Source organism: Cupriavidus sp. GA3-3 (assembly GCF_000389805.1).
Taxonomy (GTDB): domain Bacteria; phylum Pseudomonadota; class Gammaproteobacteria; order Burkholderiales; family Burkholderiaceae; genus Cupriavidus; species Cupriavidus necator_D.
The window spans coordinates 1-15,022 of record NZ_KB944482.1 but is presented as its reverse complement, the minus strand read 5'-3'; the positions used below and the strand labels follow the sequence as shown (position 1 = coordinate 15,022).

Sequence of the window (15,022 nt, the reverse complement as noted above, 5' to 3'; positions counted from 1 at the left end):
GAGCGCCGACCATGGAATTGTTTGATCACCTTGCGCTGGGCTTTTCCACGGCCCTGTCGCTGCAGAACCTGGCCTACGCCTTCCTGGGCTGCGTGCTGGGTACCCTGATCGGCGTGCTGCCGGGCCTGGGGCCGCTGGCCACCATCGCCATGCTGCTGCCGATCACCTACACGCTGCCGCCGGTGGCCGCGCTGATCATGCTGGCCGGCATCTACTACGGCGCCCAGTACGGCGGTTCGACCACCGCCATCCTGGTCAACCTGCCTGGCGAATCGTCATCGGTGGTGACCACCATCGACGGCTACCAGATGGCAAGGCGAGGACGAGCGGGGGTGGCGCTGGCCACCGCCGGCCTGGGCTCGTTCTTCGCCGGCTGCGTGGCCACCCTGATCCTGGCAGCCTTTGCCACGCCGCTGTCTGAACTGGCGTTCAAGTTCGGCCCTGCCGAATACTTCTCGCTGATGGTGCTGGGCCTGATCGGCGCCGTGGTGCTGGCCTCGGGGTCGCTGCCCAAGGCGATCTCGATGATCGTGCTGGGGCTGTTGCTGGGCCTGATCGGCACCGACGTGAACTCGGGCGCAGCGCGCTTCTCATTCGATGTGCCGGAACTGACCGACGGCATCGACTTCGTGGCGCTGGCCATGGGCATGTTCGGCTTTGCCGAGATCATCGCCAACCTGGAGCAGAAGGAAGCGCGCGAGACCTTCACCAACCGCGTGACCAACCTGTTCCCGACCAGGGAAGACTTCAGGCGCATGATCCCGGCTGTGCTGCGCGGCACCGCGCTGGGCTCCGCGCTTGGCATCCTGCCCGGTGGTGGCGCGGCGCTGGCCTCGTTCGCGGCGTACTCGCTGGAGAAGAAGACCTCCAAGTACGCACATGAATTCGGCAAGGGCGCGATCGAAGGCGTGGCAGGTCCGGAGTCTGCCAACAACGCCGCGGCACAAACCTCGTTCATCCCGCTGCTGACGCTGGGCATTCCGCCCAACGCGGTGATGGCGCTGATGGTGGGTGCGATGACCATCCACAACATCCAGCCCGGCCCGCAGGTGATGACCAGCAACCCGGCGCTGTTCTGGGGCCTGATCGCCTCGATGTGGATCGGCAACCTGATGCTGATCATCCTGAACCTGCCGATGATCGGCATCTGGGTGAAGCTGCTGACCGTGCCGTACCGCTTCCTGTACCCGGCGATCCTGGTGTTCTGCGGCATTGGCGTGTACTCAGTCAACAACCAGACCTTCGACGTGTTCATGGCCGCCGGCTTTGGCATCATCGGCTACCTGTTCCTGAAGCTGCGCTGCGAACCCGCTCCGCTGCTGCTGGGCTTCGTGCTGGGGCCGATGATGGAAGAGAACTTCCGCCGCACGCTGCTGCTGTCGCGTGGTGACTTCACCGTGTTCGTGACCCGGCCGCTGTCGGTCGGACTGCTGATCGCAGCCGCTGCCCTGGTTGCAGTAGTGGCGCTGCCGTCGATCAAGGCCAAGCGCGAAGAAGCGTTCCAGGAAGAATAGCGCCACGCGCGCTCCCCGGAAGGGCGCCGGCCTGTCTGATGCCGGCCGGCGCACGCAACGCAAGCAAACGGGGTGCCTTCGCGCACCCCGTTTGCTTTCGCGGGCCGATCGCGTATCCGCCCGCCATCAAGACCAGAGAGCGCCCGACTGCGGCAGCAGTCATGGGCTGCGCATGATGATCAGGATTCCCGCACCATCGGGTGCGCCGACAGCGCCCATGAAACCGCCCATCTTTGACCGGCTTTTCTCACGCATCCATGTGCTCAAGCTTGTCCAGTCGAGCCCGTCCACGGTCCTGAGCCTGGTCGACCGGCTGCGCGAGCGCGGCATCGACAAGAATATCCGCTCGTTGCGGCCGATCCTGCGCAGCCTGATGATGGCGCGGGCCATTACTGCCGAGCTGGTTGAAGGCTGTGGCCGCGTCTATTGCATCACCGAGCAGGGGCGGGCGGAGCTGGAGGCTTATATGTCGCACCTGGCGGTGCTGAAGGCGGAGCTGGAGCCGGGGGCAGAAGAGTAGGGGCAGTCAGCTGCCACCCGTCAGACAAAAAAGGCCGGCCCATCGGACCGGCCTTCTGCATGCTGCCCGCCTGCCGCAGGCAGCTGCAAGCACGCTGTTACTGCGTTACGAGTTCAAGACCAGCTTGCGACTCATCATCGCCGCGTGCCACCAGCACCTTGATCTTGTTCGGCGTCAGGCCGGCAATGCCATCCACCGGGATCGTGGTGATCAGCCAGTCAGCGTTGTTGGCCAGGGTCAGTGCGCCGGAATCGAAGATCACGGTCTTGGTCCCCGCGGTGGTGATGCGCAGGCGGTAGGTGGTGTTGCCATCCACGTCGATCGAGTCGGTGCCCGAGGCTGGCACAGCCTGCTTGTAGCCCACGTTGGCGAAGGTCGGGCCCACCGAGTTCAGGTCGATGGCCGGCAAGGTCAGGTAGATGTCAATGTTCTGCGCATTGAACGAGGCGTTCAGGCTGCGCACGCGTGCCTTGTGCGACAGCAGGCCCTTCTCGAACGGATCGTCGATCGTCAGCGTTTCAGCGGAGCTCGCACCCGGCAGCGCGACCACGGTGTATTTGTGGCCGGTGGCGGCGGTCAGGGTGGCGCGGCCCAGTTCCGTCTGCGTGCCAGCCGTGTTGAAGGAGATCAGCTGGTTGCCGGTTTCGACATTGAAGTAGGTCGAGACGAACTTGTAAGGCTTGTTCACGAAGCTGGTCAGGGTGCCGTTCTGCAGCACGTCGACGTTCGGGCCGCCGGTGATGGCGTGGATCACGCGGATCGTCGGCTTGCTCAGCCCGATGCGGTCGTCGATGCCGTCATCACCGCCGCCGCAGGCAGTCAGGACTGCAGTGGCAGCTAACGCGAGGCCGATAAACAGGGTCTTGGATCGGAACATGGGTCACCTCTTGCTGTTGGAGGAGTCAGAGACGATCTGGCCCATGCCCGCGCGGGGGCGCGCCGGTCGCGTGGCCAGTTGGCTGTCTGTTGTTGCAGGCGCAGCGATTGCACCTGTCGTGATGCAACGATAGGTATCAACCCAGGGGCGAGACAGGCGCGGGGCTCCGAATCGCATGTCGGACAATTCCGACAAGCGGTGACGCGTGCGTGCGTGGCGGGGCCGGCCAGGCCCGCAGGTGCGGGGCCTGGCGGGACGTTGGCCGGGCTGGTGGCCCGGTTGGCCGGTGGCCGCCAGTGTGTAACTGGTTGTTGCGGCTGTGCTGCTGCAGTGACTCAGCCTTGCGCCATCATCACCTGGTTGCGGCCATTGCGCTTGGCCTGGTAGAGGCCTGCATCAGCGGCTTCCACTACCTGGTTCGGCGCCTGGTCAGGCTGGGGCACCAGCACGGCGCCGCCGATGCTGACGGTGACGCAGTCGGCGGTGGGGGAGCCGCCGTGGGCAATGGCCAGCCCCTGCACTGCGCGCCGCACCTTTTCGGCCAGCAGCCGCACGCCGCCCGGCGAGGTCGCCGGCAGCACCATGGCGAATTCCTCTCCGCCAAAACGCGCGGGCAGGTCGGTGGGGCGCACGCAATTGTCGCGGATCACGGCGGCCACGCGGCGCAGCACCTCGTCTCCGGCGACGTGGCCGTAGGTGTCGTTGTAGGCCTTGAACGCGTCGACGTCGATCATCAGCAGCGCCACCTGGGTTTGCTCGCGCAGCGCGCGGCGCCATTCCGCGCCGAGGTATTCATCGAAATAGCGCCGGTTGGACAAGCCGGTCAGGCCGTCTGAATTGGTCAGCCGCTGCAGCTCCAGGTTGGTTTCCAGCAGTTGTTGCTGGCTTTGCCGCAGCGCGCGATAGGCTTCGTCGCGCTGCAGCTGGTTCAGGTAGGAGCGCGAGTGGTAGCGGATGCGCGCAATCAGCTCGATGCTGTCGGGCAGCTTGACCAGGTAGTCGTTGGCGCCGGAGGCAAATGCCGCGCCCTTGGTCGCGGCATCTTCCTTGGTCGAAAGCACGATGATGGGGATGTCGCGCGTGGCGGGGTTCTCGCGATAGCGCTGCACCAGCGTCAGGCCGTCCACGCCCGGCATCACCAGGTCCTGCAGGATCACGGTGGGCTTGGTCCGCTGCGCCACCGCCACGGCCTCGTCGGGCTGCGCGCAGTAGTGGAAGTCGATGTCGGCTTCGGTGGAGAGCGCGCGGCGCACCGCTTCGCCGACCATGGCCTGGTCGTCCACCAGCAGCACCATGGCAAGGTAGTCCTTGTCGGCCGCAGGCGCTGCGGGTCGGTTGGGTAATTCGGGTTGCATGTTCAGTTCCTGGGTGTCACGGTCCCGGTGCCGGCCGCGACGTATTGCATCGGGTCAAAGCGGCACGGTGCCGCCGCATGCCTGCACCAGCCGCGGCGCAATGCGCGGCAGCGGCAGGATCTCCGCGGCCGCGCCCATGGCTGCGGCGGCCTTGGGCATGCCGTACACGGCGCTGGTGGCGCGGTCCTGGGCGATGGTCAGGAAGCCGCGCTCGCGCATCGCCTTCAGCCCCAGCGCGCCGTCGCGGCCCATGCCGGTGAGCAGCACGCCGATCACGTCGCCGCGCCAGTGCTCCACCACGCTTTCAAAGAACACATCGATGGAGGGGCGGTACAGGTAGTCGCAGGGCTGTTCGGAGTAGGCCATGCGCGTGGGACTGGCCAGGCGCAGGTGGTCGTTGGTGCCGGCCAGCAGCACCGTGCCGGCCTGGGGCGCGTCGCCGGCGCGGGCAATGCGCACCGGCAGCTTGCACTGTCCGTCGAGCCAGTCGGCCATGCCGGCGGCAAAGGCTTCGTCCACATGCTGCACGGTGACCACCGCGGCGCCGAAGTCCGCCGGCAGCGCGCCCAGCAGCGTGGCCAGCGCGGCCGGGCCGCCGGCCGAGGCGCCGATCGCCACCAGCCGTGGTGCGGCCACTGCGCGCGGCGCTGCCGTCAGCCTATGCTGCGGGGCCACGCGGCCGGCCAGCAGGCGGCCGATATTGCGCAGCTTGCGCAGCAGCGGCCCGGCGGCAAGCTGGGCGTCGGGCTCGACCAGCGTGGGGGTGTCGACCGCGTCGATGGCGCCGTGGCCCATTGCGTCGAACACCTGCGAGGCATTGCGGCCCAGGTCCATGGTCACCACCACGATGGCGCAGGGGGTGGCGGACATGATGCGCCGGGTCGCCTCGACGCCGTCCATGACCGGCATCAGCAGGTCCATCAGGATCAGGTCCGGGGTCTGGCGCGCGGCCATCTGCACCGCCTGTTCGCCGTCGCCGGCGACCCAGGCGATCTCGAACGACGGATCCAGCGCAAGCGCGCGGCGCAGCGCGGCTACCGCAAGCGCCGAGTCATTGACGATGCCGATCTTCATGGGCGTGCCTCGCCGATCAGGTCATGGACCGCGTCGAGCAACGCGGCGTCGTGGAAACTGCCCTTGGCCAGATAATAGTCCGCGCCGGCCTCGAGCCCGCGCTGGCGGTCCTGTTCGCGGTCCTTGTACGACACCACCATCACCGGCAGCTGCCGCAGCGCGGCGTCCTGCCGGATCCGGCGCACCAGCTCGATGCCGTCCATGCGCGGCATGTCGATATCGGTGATGACCAGGTCGAAGGGCTCGGCGCGCAGCACATTCCAGCCGTCCATGCCGTCGACCGCCACCGCCACGTCATAGCCGCGCCCGGCCAGCAGCTTGCGCTGCAGCTCGCGCACGGTGAGCGAGTCGTCCACCACCAGCACGCGCCGCGCGCGCGCCTGGACGCTGGCCACGGCCGCCTGCCGCACGCCTTCGATGCGGCCCTCGGAGACCAGCTTCTCGACCGAGCGGATCACGTCCTCGACATCGAAGATCAGCACCGGCGTGCCGTCGTCGGTGAGGCTGCCGGCGGCGATGTCGCGGACCTTGCCCAGTGCCGCCGGCAGCGGCTGCACCACCAGCAGGCGCTCGCCCAGCATGCGGTCGACGGCAATGCCATAGATGCGCTCGGCCTCGCCGATGACCACCACTGGCACTTGCGCGTGCGCATTGGCAGCGTCAGCCTCGCGGCGTTGCAGCACCTGCGCCGCGCTGACCAGCCCGATGGCGCGGCCTTCGTGGCGGAAATGCTGGTGCCCTTCGGTCTGCTCGATCTCGCTGCGCGCCACCGAGGCCGCGCGCAGCACGCGGCCCAGCGGGAAGGCATAGGCTTCGCCCGCGACCTCCACCAGCAGAGCGCGCACCACCGACAGCGTCAGTGGCAACTCCATCCGGAAGTGCAGGCCCTGGCCCGGCTGCTGCGTCAGGCGCAGGCTGCCACGCACGCGGCGCACCATCTCCTGCACGGCATCGAGGCCCACGCCGCGGCCGGAGACCTCGGAGACCGAGTCGCGCATGCTGAAGCCCGGCAGCAGCAGGAAGTCGAGCAGCTCTGCCTGCGACAGCCGTGCCGCGGTCTCTGCGGACGCCAGCCGCCGCCGCACGATGGCGTCGCGCAGGGCTTCCAGGTCGACGCCGGCGCCGTCGTCGAAGATTTCGATCACCAGGCGGCCCGCGTTGTGGCGCGCCTGCAGCGTGACGCGGCCTTCCGCCGGCTTGCCCTGCGCCGCGCGCACCTCCGGCGCTTCGATGCCGTGGTCCACCGCGTTGCGCAGCAGGTGCGCCAGCGGCGCGTCCAGTGCTTCCAGGATATCGCGGTCCACCTGGGTGCCGGCGCCGATCAGGTCCAGGTGCACCGGCTTGCCGAGCGCGCGCCCGAGGTCGCGCACCATGCGCGCATAGCCGGTCAGCGCGTCCGCCAGCGGGCGCATGCGCGAGGCCAGCGCGCTGTCATAGAGCCGGCGTGCCAGCCGCGTGGCGCGGTGATCGTACTGTTCGAACTCTTCCAGCCGCGCGGCCAGCTGATCGTGGCTTTCGTCCAGCAGCTGGCGCAGTTCGGCCAGCGCGGTGTGCGCAGCCGCGCCCGCGTTGCCGTCCTGCAAGGCTTCCTGCAGCGCATCGACGGCGCGCAGTGCGCGTGCCTGTTGCCGCCTTGCCTTCTGCAGCGAGGTGCCGAAGGGGCGCAGCCAGTGCGACTCGACCATGGCCTCGCCGGACAGCGCCAGCAACTGGTCAAGCGCGTCGGCATTCACGCGCAGCATGCGCTCCTGTGTGTCGTCTGCCGGTGCCGGCGGCGCCGGTATCGCGGGCGCTGGTTCCGGTAATGGGGCCGGCGCTGGCTGTGCCTGCACGACCGGCGCCGCGGCACCGCCATCGACCGTGCCCAGCCGCTGCACCACTGCATCGATCTCGGCGCGGCCCGCGTGCTCGGCCCAGCCCGGATTGCCGCCGGGCGGATGGCCGATGCGCAGCAGCAGGTCGGTGCCTTGCAGCAGCGCGTCGATATGCGCGGCGGTCAGCGGCATGCCGCCCTGTGCGGCGACCAGGCAGTCTTCCATGGCGTGTGCTACGCGCACGCCGCCATCGAGCCCGACGATGCGAGCCGCGCCCTTGAGCGAGTGGGCGGCACGCATGCAGGCTTCGAGCTGCTCGGCGGCTGCCGGGTTGCGCTCCAGCGCCAGCAGACCGGCATTGAGGACTTCGGCCTGGGCATCGGCCTCGAGCGCGAACAGTTCCAGCAGCGAGGCGTCGCGCAGTTGCTCGGAATTCATGCCAGGCTCCTGGCCAGCGCCTGGCGTACCAGTGCGGCATCGAGCAGCCCGACGCTGCGGCCCTGGTCGAGGAACAGCGCCTGCGTGTAGCGCGCCGAGGCCCGCGCAAGGGTGGCGGGCAGCGGCTGCAGCGCGGGCTGCGGCACGCGGGCGATGCCTGACACCTCGGCCACCGGCAGCGCGATCGCGGCGCGGCCCTGCCCGAGGATCAGGAAGCGGCTGCCGCTGGCACTTTCACCGGCGCCCGCGTCGAACAGCCGGGCCAGCGACAGGCAGGCCAGCAGGTTGCCGCGCACCGCGGCCAGCCCCAGCACGGCGGCATCGCGCCGGTGCGGCAGCGAATGGATCGGGCAGGGGGCGGTGATTTCGCTCAGCGCTGCGGTTGGCAAGGCCAGCCACTCATCGCCGATGCGGAACACCAGGCAGGCCTGCGCGGTGCCGCGTTCTGCCGGCAAGGCCCCGTCATCGTCGGTGAACGTGGCGGCATCGGGCAGTGCCTCCGGCATTACGTCCAGCCGTTGCGCGTCCAGCAGCATGGCCGCGGCCCGGGCGTAGGTGGGGCAGTTGCGGCAGTGCGCGTGCTCGGCCAGGGCGGGGCACGAGCCGTCGCCGCGCACGCCGATGCGCCGCCAGCAGTCGTCGACGTTTTCGGTGCGCAGGAGAATGCCTGGGGGCTCAGCCATGGTGCTTGCGGGTGTGGCGTTGCGCGCGCTGGCGCAGGTGCATGGCGCCAGCGTGATCGCCTTCGGTATCGAGCAGCGCGGCCAGGTGGTACAGGCTTTCCTGGTGCGCCGGGTCCAGGTACAGCGCCTTGCGGTAGGCGGCATGGGCCTGCGCGGCGCGGCCCGCGGCGTCGTGCAGCACACCCAGCATGCAATAGGCGTCGGCGTTGGCATCCGCGGTGCGCTCGAGCAGCGCCAGGCAGGCTGCGGTGGCAGTCTCCAGCTCGCCGCGGTCGGCCTGGGCGGCAATGGCAGCCAGCGCGGCGCGCTGATCGTTGCCAGGCGCGGGCGCTGCGGGCCGCAGGGGCGGGGGCGTGACCGGGACGGGCCGCATCGAGGCAGGCGGCCGCGGCAGCCGTGGCGGTGCGGCCATGCGCGGCGGCTGGGCCGCGTGCACGGGCGCACGCGGCGCCGCCCTGGCGGCGGGCACGGCGGACGGCTTGCGGAAGGCAAAGGTCAGCGGCAGGCCGACCGGCTCCAGGCCCTGCGCGCTCAGCACGCTGGCCTCGGCCGGCCCGACAAAGAGAATGCCGTCGGCAGCGGCCAGCCGCGCCAGCGTCTGCACCGCATGCCGCTGCCCCGGCGCGTCGAAGTAGATCAGCAGGTTGCGGCAGAACACGAAGTCATAGGGCCGCTCGCCGGCCAGCAGGCCGGGATCGACCAGGTTGCCCTGCAGCAGCCGCACCTGTGCGCGCACGCGTGCATCCAGCACATAGCCGCTGGGCGTGGCCGTGAAATAGCGGTCGCGGAAATCCAGCGGCGCGCTGCGAAACGCGTTTGCGCCGTATTCGCCCTGGCGTGCGCGGGCCAGCGCGCGGGCGCTGATGTCCACCGCATCGATGGCAAAGCGGCCCGCCGGCACGCCCGCATCGAGCATGGCCATGGCGATCGAGTAGGGCTCTTCGCCGGTGGAGCAGGGCAGGCTCAGCACGCGCAGGGTGCGCCTGCCGTCGGCAAAGGCGCGCTCGGCGGCAAGGCGGCCCAGCGCCAGCAGTGCTTCGCGATGCCGGAAGAACCAGGTCTCGGGCACCACCACGGCCTCGATCAGGGCCTGGAATTCATCGGCGGTGCCGTGCAGCAAGTCCCAGTAGGCCTGGGTGTCCGGCGCCTGCCGTGCCTGCTGGCGCTCACGCACGGCACGTGCTACCGCGCCGGTGCCGATGGCGCCGGCGTCCAGGCCGATGCGGGTCTTGAGCAGGGCCTCGATGTGCGTGGCAGTGCTCATGCCGCGGCCTCCCCGGAGGTGTCGGCAAACAGCATGGCATGGACGTCGTCCGGCAGCAGGGCATCGACCCGCACCCACTGCAGCAGGCCGCGCGCGTCGTGCCGCACCGGCCCAAGGTAGCGCGGGCTGGCTCCGGCGATGCCGCCGTCGACAAACGATTTCACCGGGCAGCGCAGCGTCTGGGTGGCCGATTCCAGGCGCAGGCCCAGCAGCCGGCCGGCCTCGCCGCCATGGCGGCGGTAGTGGACCAGCACCGTGCGCGTGCTGGTGCGCAGCGCCGCCGGCACGCCGGTGGCCAGCGCCGGCAGGTCGATCACCGGCACCGGCTGGCCGCGGCGCTCCATCAGGCCCGCCACCCAGGCCGGCGCGCCGGGGATCTGCTTGAGCCGCGTGAGCGGCAGCACCTCGGCCACCTCGGCGGCATCGAGCGCATAGTGGTCAGCGCCGAGGCGGAACAGCAGGAAAAGTTTCATGGCGGCGGGGCACAGGCCCTAGACCTTGAAGCGCGAGACGCCGCTGCGCAGGTCGTTGGCCACCAGCGTCAGTTCGTCGATCGCCTGGCTCGACTGGCGCAGCGACTCCACGGTCTGCTGCGCGGCCTCGGACAGCTGCATCAGCGCCTGGTTGATCTGCTCGGCGCCGCCGGCCTGGGCCTGCATGCCTTCATTGACCATCAGCACGCGCGGCGCCAGCGACTGCACCTGCGCGATGATCTGCGACAGCTGGTCGCCGACCTGCGTGACCTCGGACATGCCGCGGCGCACTTCCTCCGAGAACTTGTCCATGCCCATCACGCCCGCCGACACCGCCGACTGGATCTCGCGCACCATCTGCTCGATATCGTAGGTGGCCACCGCGGTCTGGTCGGCCAGGCGGCGGATCTCGGTCGCCACCACGGCAAAGCCGCGGCCGTATTCGCCGGCCTTCTCGGCCTCGATCGCGGCGTTCAGCGACAGCAGGTTGGTCTGGTCGGCCACCTTGGCGATGGTGGTCACGACCTGGTTGATATTGCTGGCCTTTTCGTTGAGCGTGGCCAGCTTGGCATTGACCGAGCCGGCGGCGTCCATCACATGCTGCATGGTGCCTTCCATGCGCGACAGCCCGACCTGGCCGGTGCCGGCCAGCCCGGCCGCCTGCTCGGCGGCGCTGGAGACTTCATGGATGGTGCGCACCAGGTCGCGCGCGGTGGCCGAGATCTCGCGCGAGGTCGCGCCGATCTGGGTCGTGGTGGCGGCGGTCTCGGTGGCGGTGGCCTGCTGCTGGCGCGCCGTCGCGGCGATCTCGTTGACCGAGGTGGTGACCTGGATCGCGGTGCGCTGCGCCTGGCCCACCAGCGAGGTCAGCTCTCCCGTCATCTGGTTGAAACCTGCCTCCACTTCCTGGAATTCGTCCTTGCGGCGCAGCGCCATGCGCAGGCGCAGGTCGCCGCCGCGGATGCCGGACAGCAGGTTGACGATCGACTGCATCGGCACTGTGATCGCGCGCAGCAGCAGGTAGCCGCAGACGATGGCGACCACCAGGGCCACGATCAGTGCCGCTTCGATGCCGATCTTGGCGGCATTGACGGCGTCGTCGATGCCGCGCGCCGCCCGCGCATTGACCGCGCTGTTGTCGTCCACCAGGTGCTGGGCGGCCTTGCGCGCCTCGATCCAGCGGTCATGCACGGTGCCGCGCAACGCGGCTGAGGCGGCGGCGCCGTTCCACTCGCCCGTCCGGGTCAGGATCTGGGCTGCCTGTTCGTATTGCGCGCGCACGTCCCGATAGGCCCTGAAGGCGGCGCGGTCTTCGTCGCGCGTGATTGAGGTCTCGTACTGCTGCTCGACCTTGTCGAGCCGGCTTGCGGCGTCCTGGCCCTGTTGCTGGAAGCTGCGCCGCTCGGCCTCGTCGGCGGCATTGATGGTCTGCCACGCCAGCACGTAGCGCTCGCCCCAGATGCCGCGGATGCCGGTACTGTGGTTCAGTCCGGGCAGCGCGTCCTTCAGCATCAGCGTGGTTTCGCGCTCAATGGCGCTCAGGCGGGTGTAGGAGACAACGCCCATCAGCGCCATGACAAGCAGGATCAGCGAGAAGCTTGCCAGGATGCGCGTGCGGATGGTCCATTCGTTCACGGTGTGGTCCCGGTGATGTTCTTGTTCAGGAGCGGCCATTCCCCGCAAAGCCGCCTCAGGGGCGCCTCTCGGGGTAGCAAGGGGCAGCGCGGCGGCGGCGGGCGGCCTCGATGCGCGGTAGGGTACTGTAAGCCGGGACCCGATTCAACGCGCAATGCGGCGCCGTTGCGCGGGCGCATAGCCATTCCCGCCACAATCGGAACTGCTTGATTTTTTCCAAGTTTTCGTCACACTTGCTAAATTGCTAGCGGGTAACAATGTCGACAATTACAGATGGGGCAGGGATGGTGGCCAAGTCGGGGGCGAAGGCGACTGGCGCCTCGCCAGGCTCGGATCTCGATCCGCTGACCGGCGTTGACAATCGCCAGGGATTTCTGAAGCGGCTGGAGGCACGCCTGCAGAGCGAGGCGGTGCCCCGCTGTGCTTTGCTGTTGATCGGCATTGACGATTTCCGCGCCTTCAACGACATGCACGGGCATGCCGAAGGCGACCTGATCCTGCAGCGCGTGGCCCGCCGCCTGCGCGACGCCTCGCCGCGCGACGCTGCCATCGGCCGCATTGGCAGCGACGAGTTCGGTGTGCTGCTTCCCTCCATTGCGGATCCCACGCTGGTGCGCCATGTCGGTGCGGCGATCCTCTCGATGCTGTCCTCCCCGCATGAGAACGCGGGTGGCCGCCACCATGTGCTGGCCAGCATCGGCGCCTGCGTGATCCCCGCCGCCGGCGAACAGGGGTCAGACGTGCTGGCCGCGGCCAGCCTGGCGCTGGCCCGCGCCAAGCACGACGGCGGCCGCACCATCCGCTTCTTCAAGCCGCAGATGCGCTCGGACGTGACCACGCGGCTGTCGCTGGTGCAGGCGTTGCACGAAGCCTATGCCCAGCGCCAGTTCGAGCTGCTGTACCAGCCGCAGGTCGACCTGCGCGACGGCCGCGTGCACGGTGCCGAGGCGCTGATGCGCTGGCGCCATCCGACCCGCGGCCTGCTGGCGCCGGCCGCCTTCATCGACGCGCTGGCCGGCAGCAGCATCGCCAGCGATGTCGGCATGTGGCTGCTGCAGACCGCCTGCGCCCAGGCGCGCGCGTGGTCGCTGGCCTTTCCCCAGCCGCCGCGGGTGGCGATCAACCTGTTCGCGGCCCAGCTGTCCGAAAGCCGGCTGCTGACCGAGGTGCGCCACGTGCTGCGCGCGCTGGAACTGGCCCCGGACTGCCTGGAGATCGAGATCACCGAAACCATCGCGCTGCAGCAGGGCGACGAGGTCGCAGACCAGCTGCAGGCGCTGCGCCGCGACGGCGTGACGCTGACTTGCGATGACTTCGGCACCGGCTATGCCTCGCTCAGCTTCCTGAAGTCGTTCCCGGTGGACCGGCTCAAGATCGACCAGTCCTTTATCCGCAACGTGACCGAAGACCCGGTCGATGCCGCCATCGTGCGCTCGGTGATCAGCGTGGGCGCAAGCCTGCACATTGGCGTGGTCGCCGAAGGCGTGGAAACGCCCGAGCAGCGCGACTTCCTGCTGGCCAACGGCTGCCATGAGGCGCAGGGCTACCTGTACGGCCGCCCGATGCCGGCCGAGCGCCTGACCGAAATGCTGCGCCAGCAGTCCGGCCGCTGAGCCGCCCCTGCCCCCGTTTCGTCCCCGCCCTGTCAGGGAAGTTGTTTCCACCTTTGACGGCGAGCCTGCCCGTCCCGGGCACCCGCTGACCCCCCGCCCGCCCGCAGCCTGCCTGGCATAGCGGTCCTGCCTGCGCAGCATGGCCGCATGGCGAAATACGAACTTACAAAGTCTGCCGCGCCGCGCGTGCCGCGGCCTCCGAGGCAATGTATGGTGACATTAGGGTTGCCGCTGACATCGGCCGGCCACCCCGGTGCGTTATGCGTATTGTCCCGGTCCTGACTTCCATGTTCGATCCTTCCCAATCTGTCCGCCCTGCTCGTGGCCAACGCCGTGGCAGGCTGGCGCTGACGGCCCTGGCCGCAGCCGCCGGCCTGGCGGTGGCGGCTGCTGCACTGGCCCAGGTGCCCGCCGGCCCCCCCGGCGAGGCCTATCTTGATGCGCCGGGGGCTGATGCCCCATTCCAGCAAGCCGATCCTTCCTCGCGCATTGCCACGCTGACCGCCGTCGACGGCAATCTCAGCTTTGCGCCGGCAGGCTCGGACGACTGGGCTGCCGCAGGCCTGAACCGGCCCTTCACCACCGGCGACCGGCTTTGGCTTGACCACGGCGGCCGTGCCGAGGTGCATGCCGGCACGGTGGCGGTCCGGCTGGGCGGTGCCACCGCGGCCAGCATCCTGAACCTGGACGACAGCGCCACGCAGGTCAAGCTGACCCAGGGCACGCTGCAGCTGCGCGTGCGCGCGCTGCCGCCGGGCCAGACGGTCGAGGTCGACACCCCCAACCTGGCCTTCGTGCCGCGCGAGCCGGGCGACTACCGGCTGGACGTGGCGCCTGACGGCAGCACCACCACCGTGACCATGCGCCACGGCAGCGCCGTGGTCTACGGCGACAGCCGCTCGATCGAGCTGCAGCGCGGCGACCGCATGCGCTTTGCCGGCACCGACCTGGCCGACGCCGGTGGCGGCGGCGCGCCGGAAGACGCCTTCGACCGCTGGACCGCGGCCCGCGACGCGCGCGAAGACGCCTCGCCGTCCGCCCGCTACGTGCCGCGCGAGATGCCGGGCTACGCCGCGCTGGACGGCTACGGCGACTGGCAGGAAGACCCCGGCTACGGCGCGGTCTGGTTCCCGCACGTGGTCAGCGCCGGCTGGGCGCCGTACAGCGCCGGGCACTGGGCCTGGATCGCACCGTGGGGCTGGACCTGGATCGACGACGCGCCCTGGGGCTTCGCGCCTTCGCACTACGGCCGCTGGGCCTATGTGGGCTCGCGCTGGGGCTGGGTGCCGGGCCCGCGCGTGCGCCCGTGCTACGCCCCCGCGGTGGTGGCCTTTGTCGGCGTTAGCGGCCCGAACTGGAGCGTGCGCGTTGGCAGCGGGCCGGGCGTGGCCTGGTATCCGCTGGGGCCGCATGACGCGTACCGGCCGGTCTATCGCGCCAGCCCGACCTATGTCGCCCGCATCAATCGCGTCACCGTGAACAACTTCGTGATGGGCGACCGCCGGCCTCCGCCTTACGCCAACCGCAACGTGCCCGGCGCCATCACCGGCATGCCGGCACGCAATTTCGTCGAAGGCCGCCCGGTGCGCGGCATGCATCGCGACGAATGGCGCAACCTGCCGGCAGGCGAGGCCAGGGGGGCGCCGCCGGTGGCGCCGGTCAAGGGCAGCCTGGTGGGATCGGCCCCGATGCGGCCGCTGCCGCCGCAGGCCCGCCATGGCTTCGAGCGCCAGGCCATCGCCGCCCGCCCGCCGGGCCGGCC

Annotated in this window: 12 protein-coding genes; 4 read left to right on the top strand and 8 right to left on the bottom strand. The window is 69.7% G+C overall.

Annotation, left to right across the window (positions count from 1 at the left end; translation table 11 throughout):
* The first annotated feature begins 11 nt into the window (after positions 1–11).
* Together C265_RS18100 and C265_RS18095 are read left to right on the top strand one after the other, a co-directional pair.
* Positions 12–1,514, top strand: coding sequence for a tripartite tricarboxylate transporter permease (locus C265_RS18100; protein ID WP_010811082.1), 1,503 nt, complete (start codon positions 12–14; stop codon positions 1,512–1,514).
* A 217-nt stretch (positions 1,515–1,731) separates the two neighbouring features.
* Entirely contained in the window at positions 1,732–2,034 is a 303-nt protein-coding gene (locus tag C265_RS18095) for a helix-turn-helix transcriptional regulator (protein WP_010811083.1), read from the top strand.
* Positions 2,035–2,131: 97 nt separating this feature from the next.
* Here C265_RS18095 and C265_RS18090 read toward each other — a convergent pair whose 3' ends face one another.
* The 8 genes from C265_RS18090 to C265_RS18055 all read right to left on the bottom strand — a co-directional run bounded on the left by C265_RS18090 (position 2,132) and on the right by C265_RS18055 (position 11,686).
* Positions 2,132–2,911, bottom strand: a complete 780-nt coding sequence (locus C265_RS18090) for a DUF4397 domain-containing protein (protein WP_010811084.1) — start codon at positions 2,909–2,911, stop codon at positions 2,132–2,134.
* 335 nt (positions 2,912–3,246) lie between these two features.
* On the bottom strand, positions 3,247–4,266 hold the full coding sequence (locus C265_RS18085; RefSeq protein WP_010811085.1) for a PleD family two-component system response regulator: 1,020 nt from the start codon (positions 4,264–4,266) through the stop codon (positions 3,247–3,249).
* Positions 4,267–4,320: 54 nt separating this feature from the next.
* A complete protein-coding gene (locus tag C265_RS18080; RefSeq protein WP_010811086.1) occupies positions 4,321–5,340 on the bottom strand; it encodes a chemotaxis response regulator protein-glutamate methylesterase in 1,020 nt (339 codons plus the stop codon).
* Positions 5,337–7,592 carry a hybrid sensor histidine kinase/response regulator gene (locus C265_RS18075; protein WP_010811087.1) on the bottom strand — a complete coding sequence of 752 codons (2,256 nt, stop codon included), beginning with the start codon at positions 7,590–7,592 and terminating at the stop codon, positions 5,337–5,339. Before C265_RS18075 ends, C265_RS18080 begins: the two co-directional genes overlap by 4 nt.
* Entirely contained in the window at positions 7,589–8,275 is a 687-nt protein-coding gene (locus tag C265_RS18070) for a chemotaxis protein CheW (RefSeq protein ID WP_010811088.1), read from the bottom strand. The genes C265_RS18075 and C265_RS18070 overlap by 4 nt, the downstream gene beginning before the upstream one ends.
* Positions 8,268–9,539 carry a protein-glutamate O-methyltransferase CheR gene (locus C265_RS18065; protein WP_010811089.1) on the bottom strand — a complete coding sequence of 424 codons (1,272 nt, stop codon included), beginning with the start codon at positions 9,537–9,539 and terminating at the stop codon, positions 8,268–8,270. The genes C265_RS18070 and C265_RS18065 overlap by 8 nt, the downstream gene beginning before the upstream one ends.
* A complete protein-coding gene (locus tag C265_RS18060; RefSeq protein ID WP_010811090.1) occupies positions 9,536–10,012 on the bottom strand; it encodes a chemotaxis protein CheW in 477 nt (158 codons plus the stop codon). The genes C265_RS18065 and C265_RS18060 overlap by 4 nt, the downstream gene beginning before the upstream one ends.
* 18 nt (positions 10,013–10,030) lie before the next feature.
* Positions 10,031–11,686 (bottom strand): methyl-accepting chemotaxis protein, encoded by a 1,656-nt coding sequence (locus tag C265_RS18055; protein ID WP_011617610.1) that lies wholly within the window; start codon positions 11,684–11,686, stop codon positions 10,031–10,033.
* Positions 11,687–11,931: 245 nt separating this feature from the next.
* Between C265_RS18055 and C265_RS18050 the strand changes: the two genes are divergently transcribed.
* Positions 11,932–13,260, top strand: a complete 1,329-nt coding sequence (locus tag C265_RS18050; protein ID WP_010811092.1) for a bifunctional diguanylate cyclase/phosphodiesterase — start codon at positions 11,932–11,934, stop codon at positions 13,258–13,260.
* 287 nt (positions 13,261–13,547) lie between these two features.
* Positions 13,548–15,022 (top strand): DUF6600 domain-containing protein (locus C265_RS18045; protein WP_010811093.1); only part of this gene is annotated, 1,475 nt, incomplete at its 3' end.